At 65.3% G+C, this 12,295-nt stretch carries 15 protein-coding genes; 7 read left to right on the top strand and 8 right to left on the bottom strand.

The window, feature by feature from the left end; genetic code table 11:
- Positions 1 to 69: 69 nt before the first annotated feature.
- Positions 70 to 570: a TetR family transcriptional regulator gene (locus tag RQG82_RS15110; protein WP_311259821.1), complete on the top strand. Its 501-nt coding sequence runs from the start codon at positions 70 to 72 to the stop codon at positions 568 to 570.
- A gap of 19 nt (positions 571 to 589) precedes the next feature.
- Entirely contained in the window at positions 590 to 1,027 is a 438-nt protein-coding gene (locus RQG82_RS15105; RefSeq protein ID WP_311259820.1) for a DoxX family membrane protein, read from the top strand.
- A gap of 77 nt (positions 1,028 to 1,104) precedes the next feature.
- Here the strand turns inward: RQG82_RS15105 and RQG82_RS15100 are convergent, their stop codons facing one another.
- The 3 genes from RQG82_RS15100 to RQG82_RS15090 form a co-directional block, all read right to left on the bottom strand.
- Positions 1,105 to 2,082: an SRPBCC family protein gene (locus RQG82_RS15100; protein WP_311259819.1), complete on the bottom strand. Its 978-nt coding sequence runs from the start codon at positions 2,080 to 2,082 to the stop codon at positions 1,105 to 1,107.
- 2 nt (positions 2,083 to 2,084) lie between these two features.
- On the bottom strand, positions 2,085 to 2,489 hold the full coding sequence (locus RQG82_RS15095) for a helix-turn-helix domain-containing protein (protein ID WP_311259818.1): 405 nt from the start codon (positions 2,487 to 2,489) through the stop codon (positions 2,085 to 2,087).
- A 519-nt stretch (positions 2,490 to 3,008) separates the two neighbouring features.
- Positions 3,009 to 3,362: a MerR family transcriptional regulator gene (locus RQG82_RS15090; RefSeq protein ID WP_042538356.1), complete on the bottom strand. Its 354-nt coding sequence runs from the start codon at positions 3,360 to 3,362 to the stop codon at positions 3,009 to 3,011.
- Positions 3,363 to 3,554: 192 nt separating this feature from the next.
- Here RQG82_RS15090 and RQG82_RS15085 point away from each other — a divergent pair, with 192 nt between their 5' ends.
- The 3 genes from RQG82_RS15085 (at position 3,555) to RQG82_RS15075 (ending at position 6,688) form a co-directional block, all read left to right on the top strand.
- Positions 3,555 to 5,072 carry a SulP family inorganic anion transporter gene (locus RQG82_RS15085; RefSeq protein WP_042538242.1) on the top strand — a complete coding sequence of 506 codons (1,518 nt, stop codon included), beginning with the start codon at positions 3,555 to 3,557 and terminating at the stop codon, positions 5,070 to 5,072.
- 273 nt (positions 5,073 to 5,345) lie between these two features.
- Complete coding sequence (locus RQG82_RS15080) at positions 5,346 to 5,927, top strand: hypothetical protein (protein WP_042538244.1); 582 nt, start codon at positions 5,346 to 5,348, stop codon at positions 5,925 to 5,927.
- Between the two features lie 215 nt (positions 5,928 to 6,142).
- Positions 6,143 to 6,688, top strand: a complete 546-nt coding sequence (locus tag RQG82_RS15075; RefSeq protein ID WP_136057006.1) for a hypothetical protein — start codon at positions 6,143 to 6,145, stop codon at positions 6,686 to 6,688.
- Between the two features lie 276 nt (positions 6,689 to 6,964).
- Here the strand turns inward: RQG82_RS15075 and RQG82_RS15070 are convergent, their stop codons facing one another.
- The 5 genes from RQG82_RS15070 to RQG82_RS15050 all read right to left on the bottom strand — a co-directional run bounded on the left by RQG82_RS15070 (position 6,965) and on the right by RQG82_RS15050 (position 10,625).
- Positions 6,965 to 7,330 (bottom strand): rhodanese-like domain-containing protein, encoded by a 366-nt coding sequence (locus RQG82_RS15070; protein ID WP_042538246.1) that lies wholly within the window; start codon positions 7,328 to 7,330, stop codon positions 6,965 to 6,967.
- A 32-nt stretch (positions 7,331 to 7,362) separates the two neighbouring features.
- Positions 7,363 to 7,881, bottom strand: coding sequence for a DUF4395 domain-containing protein (locus RQG82_RS15065; RefSeq protein ID WP_042538248.1), 519 nt, complete (start codon positions 7,879 to 7,881; stop codon positions 7,363 to 7,365).
- A gap of 20 nt (positions 7,882 to 7,901) precedes the next feature.
- Positions 7,902 to 8,672, bottom strand: a complete 771-nt coding sequence (locus tag RQG82_RS15060) for a sulfite exporter TauE/SafE family protein (protein ID WP_042538250.1) — start codon at positions 8,670 to 8,672, stop codon at positions 7,902 to 7,904.
- 17 nt (positions 8,673 to 8,689) lie between these two features.
- The gene (locus tag RQG82_RS15055) at positions 8,690 to 10,099 is read right to left on the bottom strand and encodes an MBL fold metallo-hydrolase (protein WP_042538252.1); all 1,410 of its coding nucleotides are present in this window, start codon (positions 10,097 to 10,099) and stop codon (positions 8,690 to 8,692) included.
- A 160-nt stretch (positions 10,100 to 10,259) separates the two neighbouring features.
- Complete coding sequence (locus tag RQG82_RS15050; RefSeq protein WP_042538256.1) at positions 10,260 to 10,625, bottom strand: co-chaperone YbbN; 366 nt, start codon at positions 10,623 to 10,625, stop codon at positions 10,260 to 10,262.
- A 294-nt stretch (positions 10,626 to 10,919) separates the two neighbouring features.
- Here RQG82_RS15050 and RQG82_RS15040 point away from each other — a divergent pair, with 294 nt between their 5' ends.
- The gene (locus RQG82_RS15040; RefSeq protein WP_042538258.1) at positions 10,920 to 11,213 is read left to right on the top strand and encodes a metal-sensitive transcriptional regulator; all 294 of its coding nucleotides are present in this window, start codon (positions 10,920 to 10,922) and stop codon (positions 11,211 to 11,213) included.
- Between the two features lie 168 nt (positions 11,214 to 11,381).
- A complete protein-coding gene (lgt, locus tag RQG82_RS15035; RefSeq protein WP_052492873.1) occupies positions 11,382 to 12,269 on the top strand; it encodes a prolipoprotein diacylglyceryl transferase in 888 nt (295 codons plus the stop codon).
- Positions 12,270 to 12,295: the final 26 nt, after the last annotated feature.

The following is a 12,295-nucleotide window of genomic DNA, read 5'->3' as shown; positions in this document are numbered from 1 at the left end:
GACGATACGAGCATGGTCAATAAAAGACCGGGTCGCCCCCGCGGCTCTGCGACAGCTCGACAGAGACTTATGGATGCCGCGCAGATGCACTTCGACGCGGGTGATCTGGCCTCGGTCTCTTCGCGAGAGCTGGCCACGGAGATCGGCATCAGTCACACCCTGGTCAATTATCATTTCGGCTCCCGCGACGGACTGATCGCAGCGGCGATCGCCCTGCGGGCCGCCCCGCACGACGTCATCGCCCTGTCGCGCGACGGTCACGGGCGTATCGACGTGAACCGCCTCGCTCACGGCATCCTCGCGGTGTGGGAGCATCCGGAGCACGGTGCTCGACTCGCTGGATTCGCCCGCCGACTGGCATCCGGCAGCGGGTCGTCCGAGACGATCAGCGACTACATCCAGAACTCCGTCTTCGAGCCGCTGGTCGACGACTTCGGCGGCGCACAGGCTCGCCGGATGGCGATCGTCATCGTCGGGTTCCTCTTCGGCCGCTACGTGCTGGCACTGCCGATGTTCGCGAAGCTCTCGCGAGACGACGCAGGGAACCTGCTTCTCTCGATGCTCCACTGAGCCCGCGTACACTCGCACCATGCCCAAGAAGAATGTCGCGCGTACCGTCGGTCGGATCTTCCTCGGCTCCTTCCTCCTCTTCGCCGGCGTCTCGCATCTGACGTTCGCGCGAGACGAATTCCAGGCGCAGGTGCCGGACTGGGTGCCTCTGGATCCGGACGTGACGGTGCTCGCCTCGGGTGTCGTCGAGGTCGGTCTGGGTGCGGCCCTGCTCGTCGCGCGCAAGCGTCGCGGGCTGGTCGGCGTGATCACGGCGCTGTTCTTCGTCGCCGTCTTCCCCGGCAACATCGCGCAGTGGGTCGAGCACCGCGACGCGTTCGGCCTCGACACCGACATGAAGCGCTTCGTGCGCCTGTTCTTCCAGCCTGTGCTCATCGCGCTCGCGATCTGGTCGACGCGCACCCCGCGCTCGAAGACCACCCGCCCCGCGGCCGGCTCCGAGCGCGCCGCCCTGTAGCTCAGGACTTCCACATCCGAACGCACAAGACCGGCCGGTTCCCGAGAGAACCGGCCGGTCTTCGGCAGTAGTGGATCTCAGACCGCGAGCAGCTCCCGCTCGAGGCGTGCGTACGAGGTCTCCATGCCGTCGGCCATTCCGGTGGCGAGGATCATGTCGCGCGTCTCCTTGTCGGGGTACTCGATGTAGAGGGTGATCAGCGTCGCGCCGTCCTCCTCATAGAGGTTGAGGTCGTTCAGCGTCTCGACCGGCATCCCGACCATCCGCTCGGTCTGCACCGACCGACGGGGCGCGTCGATGAGCAGCGCCTCGCCCTCGAATCCGAACGCCTGCCCCTCGGTGTCACCCACGGGTGCCCATGAGTTGCGGTAGGTCTGGCCCACCTCGGTCGCGACGACGCACTCGGTCATCTCCCACCCGTCGGGGCCCAGCAGCCACTGCTTCATGAGCTCGGGATCGTTGTGCGCACGCCAGACCAGCTCGCGCGGCCCCTCGACGAGACGCGTGATGCGCACGTGGGTGTCGTCGAGCAGCTCGACCTGCGTGCCCTTTCCCTGGGCGTAGTCGCGGAGGTCCTGGAGCACCGCGTCGAGCTGGCTCATCGCGAGCTTCGTGCCCTCGACCGCGCCCATCGACACGACCTGCTCGAGAGCGTCGGCCGAGCTGAAGTAGCTCGTGGTGACCATTCGCGTGCCCTCTGCCGTGGGCTCGAACGTGAACACCATCCGCATGGACGGCAGGTCGGGGTCGGGCGTGCCCTCTTCGTCGGCGAAGGCGTCGAGCACCTCGAAGCCGCGCGGGGCGTCGATACGCAGGAACTCCCACGTGCCCGACGCCTTCTCGCCGCGGGGGCCGTTCATCGTGTAGTTGGCCTTGCCGCCCACAGTGTGGTCCCACTTGGTGAACGTGGCCGGCCATCCGGGAGGACCCCAGAACCGCTCGAGCTGGCGAGGGTCGCTGTAGGCGTCCCACACGCGGTCGACGGGGGCGGCGAAATCGGCGAGGACCGTCATGGTGAGGTTCTCGGCATCGGTCGTGACATCGATGACAGGCATTGTCAGTCTCCTTCTTCGGTTCGTGGAACATCGGTGGTGTCGGTGGTGTCGGTGGTGTCTGCACGTGGTGCCGGCGTCTCGGCCAGCAGCTCGTCGAGTCGGGCGATGCGCGACCGCCACAGCTCTTCGTATCGGGCGAGGAGCGCCCTGGCGCGGGCGATCATCTCGGGGTTCGCGCGGACGAGCCGCTCGCGTCCCTCGGCGCGCTTGACGATGAGATTCGCTGCTTCGAGCACGGCCACATGCTTCTGCACCGCGGCGAACGACATCTCGTATTCGGAGGCGAGGGTCGAGACGGACTGCTCCCGCTCGATCGTTCGGCGCAGGATGTCGCGCCGGGTCGATGTCGCCAGTGCGTGGAACACACGGTCGACCTCCGCTTCGCTCAGTTCTCTTTGTGCAACCATTTGGTTGTACGTTATGCCTGAGTGGAGCGGATGTCAAGAGCCCGTTGTGAGTTACGTCTTTAGATCGGACTAACCGCTTTACATCGGATTACCCGCCGCTCGATCGGACTTAGTCCGGGCTAAAGCAAGTGTCGGGAGATTGACAGCGGTGTGCGGCGCTGATCCTGCGGGCAAGCCACAACGCGTGACGAACCTGACGCTCCGCCCTCGGGATGGCAATGCAGCCAGCTGAGGTCACGCAGACGAGTCAGATCTTCAGACTGGCCCATGAGCGACGACGGTTTGACGAGTGAACCTCTAGACCTCGATTACGGGTGCTTTCTTGCTGACAGAGCCTGCGCCGAAACCCACACATCACCTGTTTCGGTGCCCTACGGTTTCGGCAGGGGGTTACGGCGGAGCGAGGCACGGCGTGTCGCGCTTCCCACCAGCACCGAGGATCCCCGGCCGCAAACGATCGTTTTCGGCAGACCGATCGACTATGGGCCGAGGCCTCCAACGCGGTGCATCCGTCTCTCTTTAGAGCTGACCGAGCAGTTGCACGAACTCGTCGGCCATGGCGAGCTGCTCCGTGAGTTTCTGGCGACGCTGGTCGGCGCCGTCGCGGATGTCATCGATCCGGGCGCGCAACGCCACGTCGCTCGGGTCGACGGTGAGGGCGTCGACGACGTCGAGGAGTTCGCGCATCTCGTCGAGGGTGTATCCCAACGGTTTCATTCTGCGGATGATGAGGATGCGATCGACATCTTTCTCGGTGTAAAGCCGGAACCCGCCCTCCGTGCGCGCGGACGGCTGCACGAGCCCCACGTCGTCCCAGTGTCGAAGCGAGCGGAACGAGAGCGCCGTGCGCTCGGCCACTTCGCCGATCCGCATCGTCTCGACGGTCCTGTGTTCGTCTTCCACTGATTTCCCCACAACACTCACGTTACGTTAGAGTCTAGATCGGCGCGGCTCTCGCGCCCGCTCCCCTTATCTTTCCGTGTCGGCCTGACCGACGCCTGCGCACCGCTGCGCTCCCATTCGTTTCCCGCGCTCTCACGAGAGAGCCCAGCACCCGGAGGGCACATGACTGCCGTCACCCCCACCCGCGACTCCGCGTCGCGTTACCGCATCGAACCCACCGTCATGCAGGCGCTGCGCAGCCCGCGCCTTTTGACCCGTGAAGTCCTCGCGGGCCTCGTCGTCGCCCTTGCCCTGATCCCGGAGGCGATCGCGTTCTCGATCATCGCGGGCGTCGACCCCCGAGTCGGCCTGTTCTCGTCCTTCATCATGGCCGTCGCGATCGCGTTCCTCGGCGGACGCCCTGCCATGATCACCGCGGCCACCGGAGCAATCGCGCTCGTCATCGCGCCCGTCGCTCGTGAGTACGGCATGGACTACTTCATCGCCACGGTCCTGCTCGGTGGACTCATCCAGATCGTCCTCGCGTTGCTCGGGGTCGCCAAGCTGATGCGGTTCATCCCGCGCTCGGTGATGGTCGGGTTCGTGAACGCTCTGGCGATCTTGATCTTCACTTCGCAGTTTCCGCAGCTCATCGGCGTTCCCTGGCTGGTCTACCCGCTCGTCGCGGTCGGCCTGCTGGTGATGTATCTCATGCCGCGGATCACGAAGGTGATCCCGGCGCCACTCGTCGCGATCGTGCTGCTCACCGCGGCAGTCGTGGTCTTCGCGTGGAACGTGCCGAACGTGGGCGATCAGGGAGAACTTCCCGAGAGCTTGCCGGCGCTGTTCATTCCGAATGTGCCGCTCACCTTCGAGACGCTGCAGATCATCGCTCCCTACGCGCTGGCTATGGCCGTGGTCGGCCTGCTCGAGTCGCTCATGACCGCGAAGCTCGTTGACGACATCACCGACACCCACTCCCGCAAGACCCGCGAGGCACTTGGACAGGGCGCCGCGAACGTTCTCTCCGGCGCGTTCGGCGGCATGGGTGGCTGCGCGATGATCGGCCAGACCATGATCAACGTCAAAGCCTCCGGCGCACGCACCCGGATCTCGACCTTCCTCGCCGGCGTCTTCCTGCTGGTCCTCGTGCTCGCGCTCGGCGACGTGGTGGCGATCATTCCCATGGCAGCGCTCGTCGCCGTCATGATCCTCGTCTCGATTGCGACTTTCGACTGGCACAGCATCCGCCTGAGCACGCTCAAGCGCATGCCGAAGAGCGAGACCGCCGTCATGCTCATCACCGTCATCGCCACCGTCTGGACCCACAACCTCGCCGTTGGCGTCATCCTCGGAGTCGTGGCCGCGATGATCATGTTCGCCCGACGCGTCGCACACTTCGTCAGCGTCACCCGCACCCTCAGTGACGACGGCGACACAGCGCATTACGCCGTCGATGGAGAACTCTTCTTCGCCTCCAGCAACGACCTCACCACCCAGTTCGAGTACGGCGACGACCCCGACACGGTAGTCATCGACATGAGTCACTCCCACGTCTGGGACGCTTCCACCGTGGCCGCCCTCGACGCCATCGTCACCAAGTACGAAAACCACGGGAAGACCGTCACCATCCAAGGCCTGAACGACACCGCAGCAGCGTTCCACGGCCGCCTCACCGGAAACCTCGGCGCCGGGCACTGAGTCACGATTCACGCAAGAAGAAGGGGCGGCCTCGGGTCGCCCCTTCTTCGTCATCCACCGACGCCGCCGCTCCTCGACCCTCAAGCTCGGCATCGAGCGCGAGGCTCGGCCCTCCAGCGCGCCGAAATAGTCTGCCGAAACCGGCTTCCGGTGCACGTTTGCGGCACCCCTCGCAGAGCAGAATACGAAATCACGCCGTAAACGATCGTTTTCGGCACTCCACAACTACGGAGTATGCCCTTCGTCAGATGAGACCCACCGTAGGCTCAGAGGATGAGCACGGGTCAGGTGTTGCGCATCCCGTTCGAGTCGAAGGGGTTTGCAGGCGTCGTCACTGTAGACACGGTGACGAGCACGAACATTTCGCAGACTGGGCTGAACGCCCTTCTGAACGATGTGCCACACGAACGGCTCATCGGCTACCCGATCATGACGGCAACCGTTGAGCATGCCGGCTCCGGCTACAACGCTGTGTTCGCCTGGGTTCAGTTCGTGGAGATGACCCCCGCAGATGAATCGCCCTCGACAGCGTTCTTGGACAATATGCCGAGCCTGAACCAGCAGGGTCCTTTCAGTTCGCTTGGGTTTCTGCCGACGCTGTTTGACGCCCCCGCGAATCCCAACGCGCCAGACCTTCAATGGCGCGCCCATTCATATCTTGTCCGGTTCTCTGTTTACGAACCGCGAGTGATCACGCCGATTGCAGCGTTCCAATGGGGGTACGACCTATGCGCGGGAAAGCCCAGCGTCGTACATGCGACCCCTCTTCCCTGGCAAGACATGCTGCGCTGGACGAGCTCGCTGCCTGACTCGTTAGGCGGTTGGGACGTTAACGTAGCTCCCGACGCTGACTAGTGGCGAGCTCCTAGCGTCGCTGTCACCCGCACGCTCAGCCGAAAACCTCTGCCGCTTGGTGGTTACGCCGCGCGTTTTCGGCAGGCCTTCCGTTGCACACGCCAGGATCGCGCCGTAAACGATCGATTTCGGCTGCGATCGCGGCTATTCTCCGGGGGATCCCGTTGAACCACATCTCCGACATTTCTCGAGCTTCGGAGTGAGAGAGTGAGAGCGTGGAGATGAGGCGGAAGGGCAGAGCGGGCGCGATGTTCCTCTGCGCAATCGTGGCGACGACAACATTCACAGGATGCGCTGTCGAATACCATGGCTATCCCAGCGGAATAGATGGTGTGCTCTGGCGACAAGTCGCATCCTTCGAAGATCCTCTATCCCAGCGTCTCTACAGTCCCCCAGTTGATGGTCCGACGGCTTACCTCGACACCCTTCCTGGCGCACGGTGGGATGGCGACGCCCTCTCAGCGGCTGAGTTCGAGATCGAGCAGGGTGGCATCGTCCTCTACAACATCTCTTCGACGGATGCCTTCGCTCACGTCTCGGTGTTCATCGCCTCAGGACCACGACCGGCCATCCCGACCGATGATGGCTATGCCTACAACGGGCCAAGCGAGGTTTACACCTGCTACGACGTGAGGGCCGATTTTCGCTCGCAGCCAATGCCGTCAGCAGAACGAGACATCCTCACGAAGTGTCCAACACCCCTCGTGGAACTCTTAGCCGAGGATGCCGCATTTGCTAGTGGTGAGGTGTTCGACGGGTAGGCATCGACTTTTTCCGTCCGCCGGCGATCAACGGGAGCTGCCGAAAGCGCCTGCCGAAACGCGCTTCCGGCGAACGTTAGTGGCACCCTCGAAAGCGCACGACACCTGACCTCACCGTAAACGATCGTTTTCGGTGGGCTAAGGCGAGCAGGTTTGAACAGTCGGGGCGGGCATCTGGCGACCCCGCCCCGACTGTGCATCGCGAGGCAGTGCTCGAGCGATGCGGTGGCGTGCTGTGCACGCAGGTACGTGCTCGTGGGGGCGAGCACGTACGTCTCAGGGCTGCACGACGGGGAGGCCTGTCGTGGCGGCGGCGTCTTCCAGGGAGCCGAGGTTGAGGAGGTCGGTGAAGCCGGCCTGCTTCATCAGGTCGATGGCGACTCCTGCCCGGTTACCTGAACGGCAGTAGACGAGGTAGGTGGCTTCGGGGTCAAGGTCCGGCAGCGCAGCTTGGAGGTCGCCGCCCGTGACGTCGAGCAGGAGGGCGCCGTCGAGGTGGCCGGTGGCGCGCTCGGCGGGGGTGCGCACGTCGATGATGACCGCGTCGGGGCCGAGGTCAGCCTGTGGTGTGGGTGTGCTGGCGCAGGAGGTGAGCGTGAGTGCGGTGATGACGGCGAGGGTGGTGAGGGTTAGGCGGCCCATGTGCGTCCTTTCGTTGTGAGGGAGCGAGAGTGTCAGCGGTCGCAGGCGCCGTTGGCGCAGTGGCGGGTGGGCTGCCTACTGAAGCGTTGGTGCAGGGCACATCCCGCGCACCACCCGAGGGTGGCTTCTAGGAGCAGGACTGTGAAGCAGACTCCGCAGAGCCCGAGAGTCACGGGTAGCGGGACCATTCCAGCGCTCATCGTCACGCACGAGATAGCAGCGAGACCGAGGGCGAGCCACCAGGCGAAGACCTTCTGCGGCGCGCCCACCCAGTGCCGACGGCGGCGGCGTGTCAGAGCACGGCCGAGGGCGAGAGTGAGGGACAGCCGGTCGCTGATGAGTACGCGCGTCGTCATGTCGAGGAGGAAGAACATGCCGAACATCTGCAGCGGCCTGATGCTGTCGGAGGCGAGCGTGATGGTAAGGGCGGTGATGCCTATGGCGAGGAGGATGCCGGCGGCGATGCGGACGGCGTGCTCGTCGAGGACGGGCACCTCGTATCCGTCGACGTGTTCCCCGGTGCGGGGCGCGGTGTCGGTCGCGTGAGGCATGGGCTTCTTTCTGGTGGTGGTCAGGCGGAGAGCGTCTGAATGATGAGGGTGGCGAGCATGGTCAGCCCCACGGCCAGCACCAGAACCCCGAACCCGGTGCGGATGCCGGCAGCCGGGAGGCGATGCGACAGTGCCAGACCGATGAAGGATCCGGCGACGGCGAGCGCGGTGAAGGTGAGGACGATGGGCCAGTGGATGGCCACGGTCGTGATCTGGGTGAGGAAGCCGGCGGACGAGTTCACGGCGATGACTAGTAGCGATGTCCCCACTGCAGCGGCGATGGGCTGGCCGAGGAAGGTGAGGGCGGGGACGATGAGGAACCCGCCGCCTGCTCCCAGTGCCCCTGTGAGGACTCCCACGCCGAGTCCCGTACCTGTCGTTCGGATTCCACGGACGACCGGCCGCGTCGGAGGGCGCGCCGCGCGTTCTCGTCGCGGCCGCATCATGGCGATCGCTGTGACGATCATGATCGCCGCGAACAGAACGGTGAGCACGGTTTCTGGTAGCAGCTGACCAACCATCCCGCCACCGATTCCCCCGATCAAGCCGGTCGCCGCGAAGACGCCGGCGACTTTCCAGCGCACCTCGCGTCGGCGCACACGGAAGGCGGCGGAGACGGCGCTGGTGATAGCGACGACGAAGAGAGAGGAGACGATCGTCTCCCTCGTTCCGATGCCCAGGACGAGGGAGAAGATGGGGAAAGTGAGGATGGAGCCCCCGCCGCCGAGGAGCCCGAGTGCGACACCGACAAGGGCCGCGAGAGTCATCGCGAGGATGATGGAGGTGTCCACTCGAGCTCCTCGGCCGCTCAGGCGGCCGTCGGCCGAGACGGCGTCGCGGCGAGCCAGGCGTTGTAGCTGCCTTCGATCTCGATGACGTCGAGGCCGGCCCGGCGCAGGGCGCTGGCGGCGACGCTGTTGCGGACGCCGCTCTGGCAGTAGGTGAGGATCTTGCCGGCGGGCAGTTCGTCGGTGTGCCAGAGGGCCCGACCACCGGAGAGCTGCGCGGCGCCGGGGATGTGCCCGGCGTTGTACTCGGTACGGTTTCGCACGTCGAGGAGGAGCGCCGCGTCGACCTGGTCCAGGTCGGTGGGGGCGATCGTCTTGGGCTGCACCGTGGGGAGGCCATCGAGTGTGGTGATGAACCCGTCGACCTGATCGATGCCGACCCGCAGCAGATGATCCCGGAACCGGGCCGCGGCGTCCCCCGAGTCGATGATGAGGACGAGCGGCCGCGTCTCGGTGTCGGGGTCGTAGACCCAGGCGCCGTAGCTGGCTGCTTTCGCGACTCCGGGCACGTTCAGCGCGCCCTGAACAGTGCCCTCGTGCACGAGGGAGTGGTGGCGGGTGTCGACCATGATGACCCGGTCGGCGTCGATGTCGGCGTCAAGATCGAAGACGCTGCGCTCGAGGAGCGGAGGAAGTTCGCCCAGCACGGCCGGTCCGACGCGGTTCTGCCGCTTCATTCGTGCGAAGTAGGCGTGTGCGTCGGGCTGATCGTTCAACAGCGTGTCGATGAATCCCTGCTCATCGCCGGCCTCGAGGTAGGGAGCCCACCAGGCGAAACGCCGCTCGTATCCGACTGTCGAGCTTGGGACGGCGCCGAGCGCCTTGCCGCAGGCGGACCCCGACCCGTGCGCGGGGAGCACCTGCACGTAGTCGGGCAGGGTGAGGAAGTGGTCGCGGAGGCTCGCGAATAGATCCCGTGCGCCGTCGAAGCGGGTGTCGATGCCGCCTGCGGCCTCGTCCAGCAGGTCCGGGCGTCCGACGTCCCCGACGAACACGAAGTCACCGGTGAGGACATAGCCCGGCTCGGAGGTCGTGGCGCCGTCGATGACGAGGAAGGACAGGTGCTCGGGGGTGTGCCCGGGAGTGTGGACCGCCTCGACCGTGATGTTGCCGACCGTGATGCGGTGACCGTGCATTATCCGGGTGGCGTCTTGGAACCCGACACCGTACTGCCAGTCCGGGCCGCCCTCGCCGGAGACATACATCGTCGCCCCGGTACGGGCTGCGAGCTCGCGGGTGCCGGAGAGGTAGTCGGCGTGGATGTGGGTCTCGGTGACCGCGGTGATGGTCATGCTGTTCTTCGCGGCGAGGTCGAGGTAGACCTGGATGTCGCGGCGCGGGTCGACGACGATCGCTTCACCGGTGCGCTGGCAGCCGATGATGTAGCTGGCGTGGGCGAGGTCGTCGTCGTAGAGGCGTTCGAGGAGCATAAGGGTCTCCGTCGCTTTCTTCTGGGTCAGTGCGTGCAAGTGCAGCGCTGGGATACGGGGACGCCCGCGAGGGCTTGTTCGATGTGCTGGCCGCAGCCGTCCCAGGTGGGCTTGCCGCAGGAGGAGCAGGTGATTCGTGCGCACATGGTGCCAGGTCCTTTCAGGGGGTAGCGGTGTTGGCGAGCTGGCGGCGGACGTCGTCCATGTCCAGTTCGCGGGCCTTCTCGATGAGCAGCTCGAGCTGCGGTTCGGCAAGAGCTCCCGGCTGCCGGTAGACCAGGACGCCGTCGCGGACGACCATCAGGGTCGGAATCGAGGTGATGCGGTGGGCGGAGGCCAGAGCGGTCTCGGCCTCGGTGTCGACCTTCCCGAAGAGGATGTCGGGGTGCCTGTCGGATGCTGCATCGAATACCGGGGCGAAGGCCCGGCAGGGTCCACACCACTCAGCCCAGAAGTCGATCAGCGCGATGCCCTCGGCGTGGGTGAGCTGTTCGAAGTTCCCGGTGGTCAGTTCAACAGTTGCCATCGCCGATCACCGTCCGAACAGGCGGGCGAAGAAGCCACCCCGCTGAGACTGGGCGGCCTGGACTTCGGCACGGGTATGGCTGCCATTGCACCAGTCGGATGCGGGCACGGATTTCCGCACGGATGCGACGTGCTGACCGCACCCGGTCCAGGTCGTCTTTCCACAGGTGTGGCACTTCGTTGCTCTGCACATACGCTGATCTCCTTGCTCGGCGATACCCCGGGGAGTATCAGTTCATGTGAATACGATACCCCAGGGGGTATAGTGGTTGTCAACTCGACGGAAGGACCACCCATGACCGACACCCTCGTCACCGGCGACCCGCTCGTCCACGACCCCGAAGCCAAGCGCAAAGTCGTCAACCGCCTCAAGCGAGCTCAGGGCCAGCTGGCGGCGGTCATTACGGCCGTCGAGGACGACGCGCACTGCCGCGACGTCGTGCAGCAGCTCTCCGCCGTCTCGAAGGCCCTCGACCGGGCCGGATTCCTCGTGATCTCGACCGCGCTGCGGGAATGCCTCACCGATCCGGACGCCGACGACGTCACCTCCCCCGCCGAGTTGGAGAAGCTCTTCCTCTCCCTGGCCTGAACCGGTCAGGCCCGCTCCTCGGGGCCCTCGCCTGGTGACCTGGGAGGAGTTCGACGATTCCCGTGTCGAACACCGTTAGTCTTCCCAGGGCGCTGTTCGCATGGGACCGGCGCTGAACAATGATGTGTTGAAGCATTCACAGTGATGCCAGATGAGGAGCGGTGCTTCGTGCTTTTGACGAGTCTTCCCAGCCCCCCACCGTCGTGGGCACAGTTCACCCTCGGGCCGCTCACAATCCACACCTACGCGCTGTGCATCATCGCCGGGATCATCGCCGCCGTGATCATCACCCAACGACGCCTGTCGGCACGAGGCGCGGAGGACGGCGTGGTTGTCGACATCGTCATCTGGGCTGTCCCGATCGGCATCATCGGAGCCCGGTTCTATCACGTGTTCACCCACGTCGGGGACTACTTCTATCCGGGCGCGAACCTCGGGAACATCTTCGCCATCTGGGACGGCGGCAACGCCCTCTACGGGTCCCTCCTGGGCGGCGCTGTCGGTGCGTACATCGGCTGCCGACGAACCGGTATCCGGCTGTGGTCCTTCGCCGACGCTCTCGCGCCCGCGATGCTCATCGCGCAGTCCATGGGTCGGATCGGCAACTACTTCAACCACGAACTCTTCGGGCTGCCCACCACGCTGCCGTGGGGGCTCGAGATCCTGCCGACGGACACCATGTTCCCGGACGGCCTCCCGGCCGGAACGCTGTTCCACCCGCTGTTCCTGTACGAGATCATCTGGAACCTGATCGGCGTGGCGATCATCCTCCTCCTCGAGCGCAGATACCGGTTCCGGTGGGGACGAACCTTCGCCCTCTATATGATCTGGTACGGCCTCGGACGCAGCTGGCTCGAGGCCATCAGGATCGACCCCACCAGCGACGCCCTGTTCGGCATCCCCGCGAACGTCTGGGCATCCGTCGTCGTCGTCGCCCTCGGCATCGCGCTATTCGTCGTCCAGGGGCGACGACACCCCGAACCCGAACCCTCCGTGTACCAAGAAGGACGCGCGCCAGCGGTGGAACATCAGCCCAGCAGCGCAGACGAGAGCTGAACGCCACCCACACCTCCAGCTGTCAG

It is taken from the genome of Microbacterium sp. WCS2018Hpa-9, assembly GCF_031843745.1.
GTDB lineage: Bacteria > Actinomycetota > Actinomycetes > Actinomycetales > Microbacteriaceae > Microbacterium.
This window is presented reverse-complemented; position numbering and strand designations above follow the sequence as displayed.

What these genes read in the sequence shown, in the direction of transcription:
- RQG82_RS15110 (WP_311259821.1), top strand. Translation starts at nt 70, where the DNA reads ATGGATGCCGCGCAGATGCACTTCGACGCGGGTGATCTGGCCTCGGTC.
- RQG82_RS15105 (WP_311259820.1), top strand. Translation starts at nt 590, where the DNA reads ATGCCCAAGAAGAATGTCGCGCGTACCGTCGGTCGGATCTTCCTCGGC.
- RQG82_RS15100 (WP_311259819.1), bottom strand. Translation starts at nt 2,082, where the DNA reads ATGCCTGTCATCGATGTCACGACCGATGCCGAGAACCTCACCATGACG.
- RQG82_RS15095 (WP_311259818.1), bottom strand. Translation starts at nt 2,489, where the DNA reads ATGGTTGCACAAAGAGAACTGAGCGAAGCGGAGGTCGACCGTGTGTTC.
- RQG82_RS15090 (WP_042538356.1), bottom strand. Translation starts at nt 3,362, where the DNA reads ATGCGGATCGGCGAAGTGGCCGAGCGCACGGCGCTCTCGTTCCGCTCG.
- RQG82_RS15085 (WP_042538242.1), top strand. Translation starts at nt 3,555, where the DNA reads ATGACTGCCGTCACCCCCACCCGCGACTCCGCGTCGCGTTACCGCATC.
- RQG82_RS15080 (WP_042538244.1), top strand. Translation starts at nt 5,346, where the DNA reads ATGAGCACGGGTCAGGTGTTGCGCATCCCGTTCGAGTCGAAGGGGTTT.
- RQG82_RS15070 (WP_042538246.1), bottom strand. Translation starts at nt 7,330, where the DNA reads ATGGGCCGCCTAACCCTCACCACCCTCGCCGTCATCACCGCACTCACG.
- RQG82_RS15065 (WP_042538248.1), bottom strand. Translation starts at nt 7,881, where the DNA reads ATGCCTCACGCGACCGACACCGCGCCCCGCACCGGGGAACACGTCGAC.
- RQG82_RS15055 (WP_042538252.1), bottom strand. Translation starts at nt 10,099, where the DNA reads ATGCTCCTCGAACGCCTCTACGACGACGACCTCGCCCACGCCAGCTAC.
- RQG82_RS15050 (WP_042538256.1), bottom strand. Translation starts at nt 10,625, where the DNA reads ATGGCAACTGTTGAACTGACCACCGGGAACTTCGAACAGCTCACCCAC.
- RQG82_RS15040 (WP_042538258.1), top strand. Translation starts at nt 10,920, where the DNA reads ATGACCGACACCCTCGTCACCGGCGACCCGCTCGTCCACGACCCCGAA.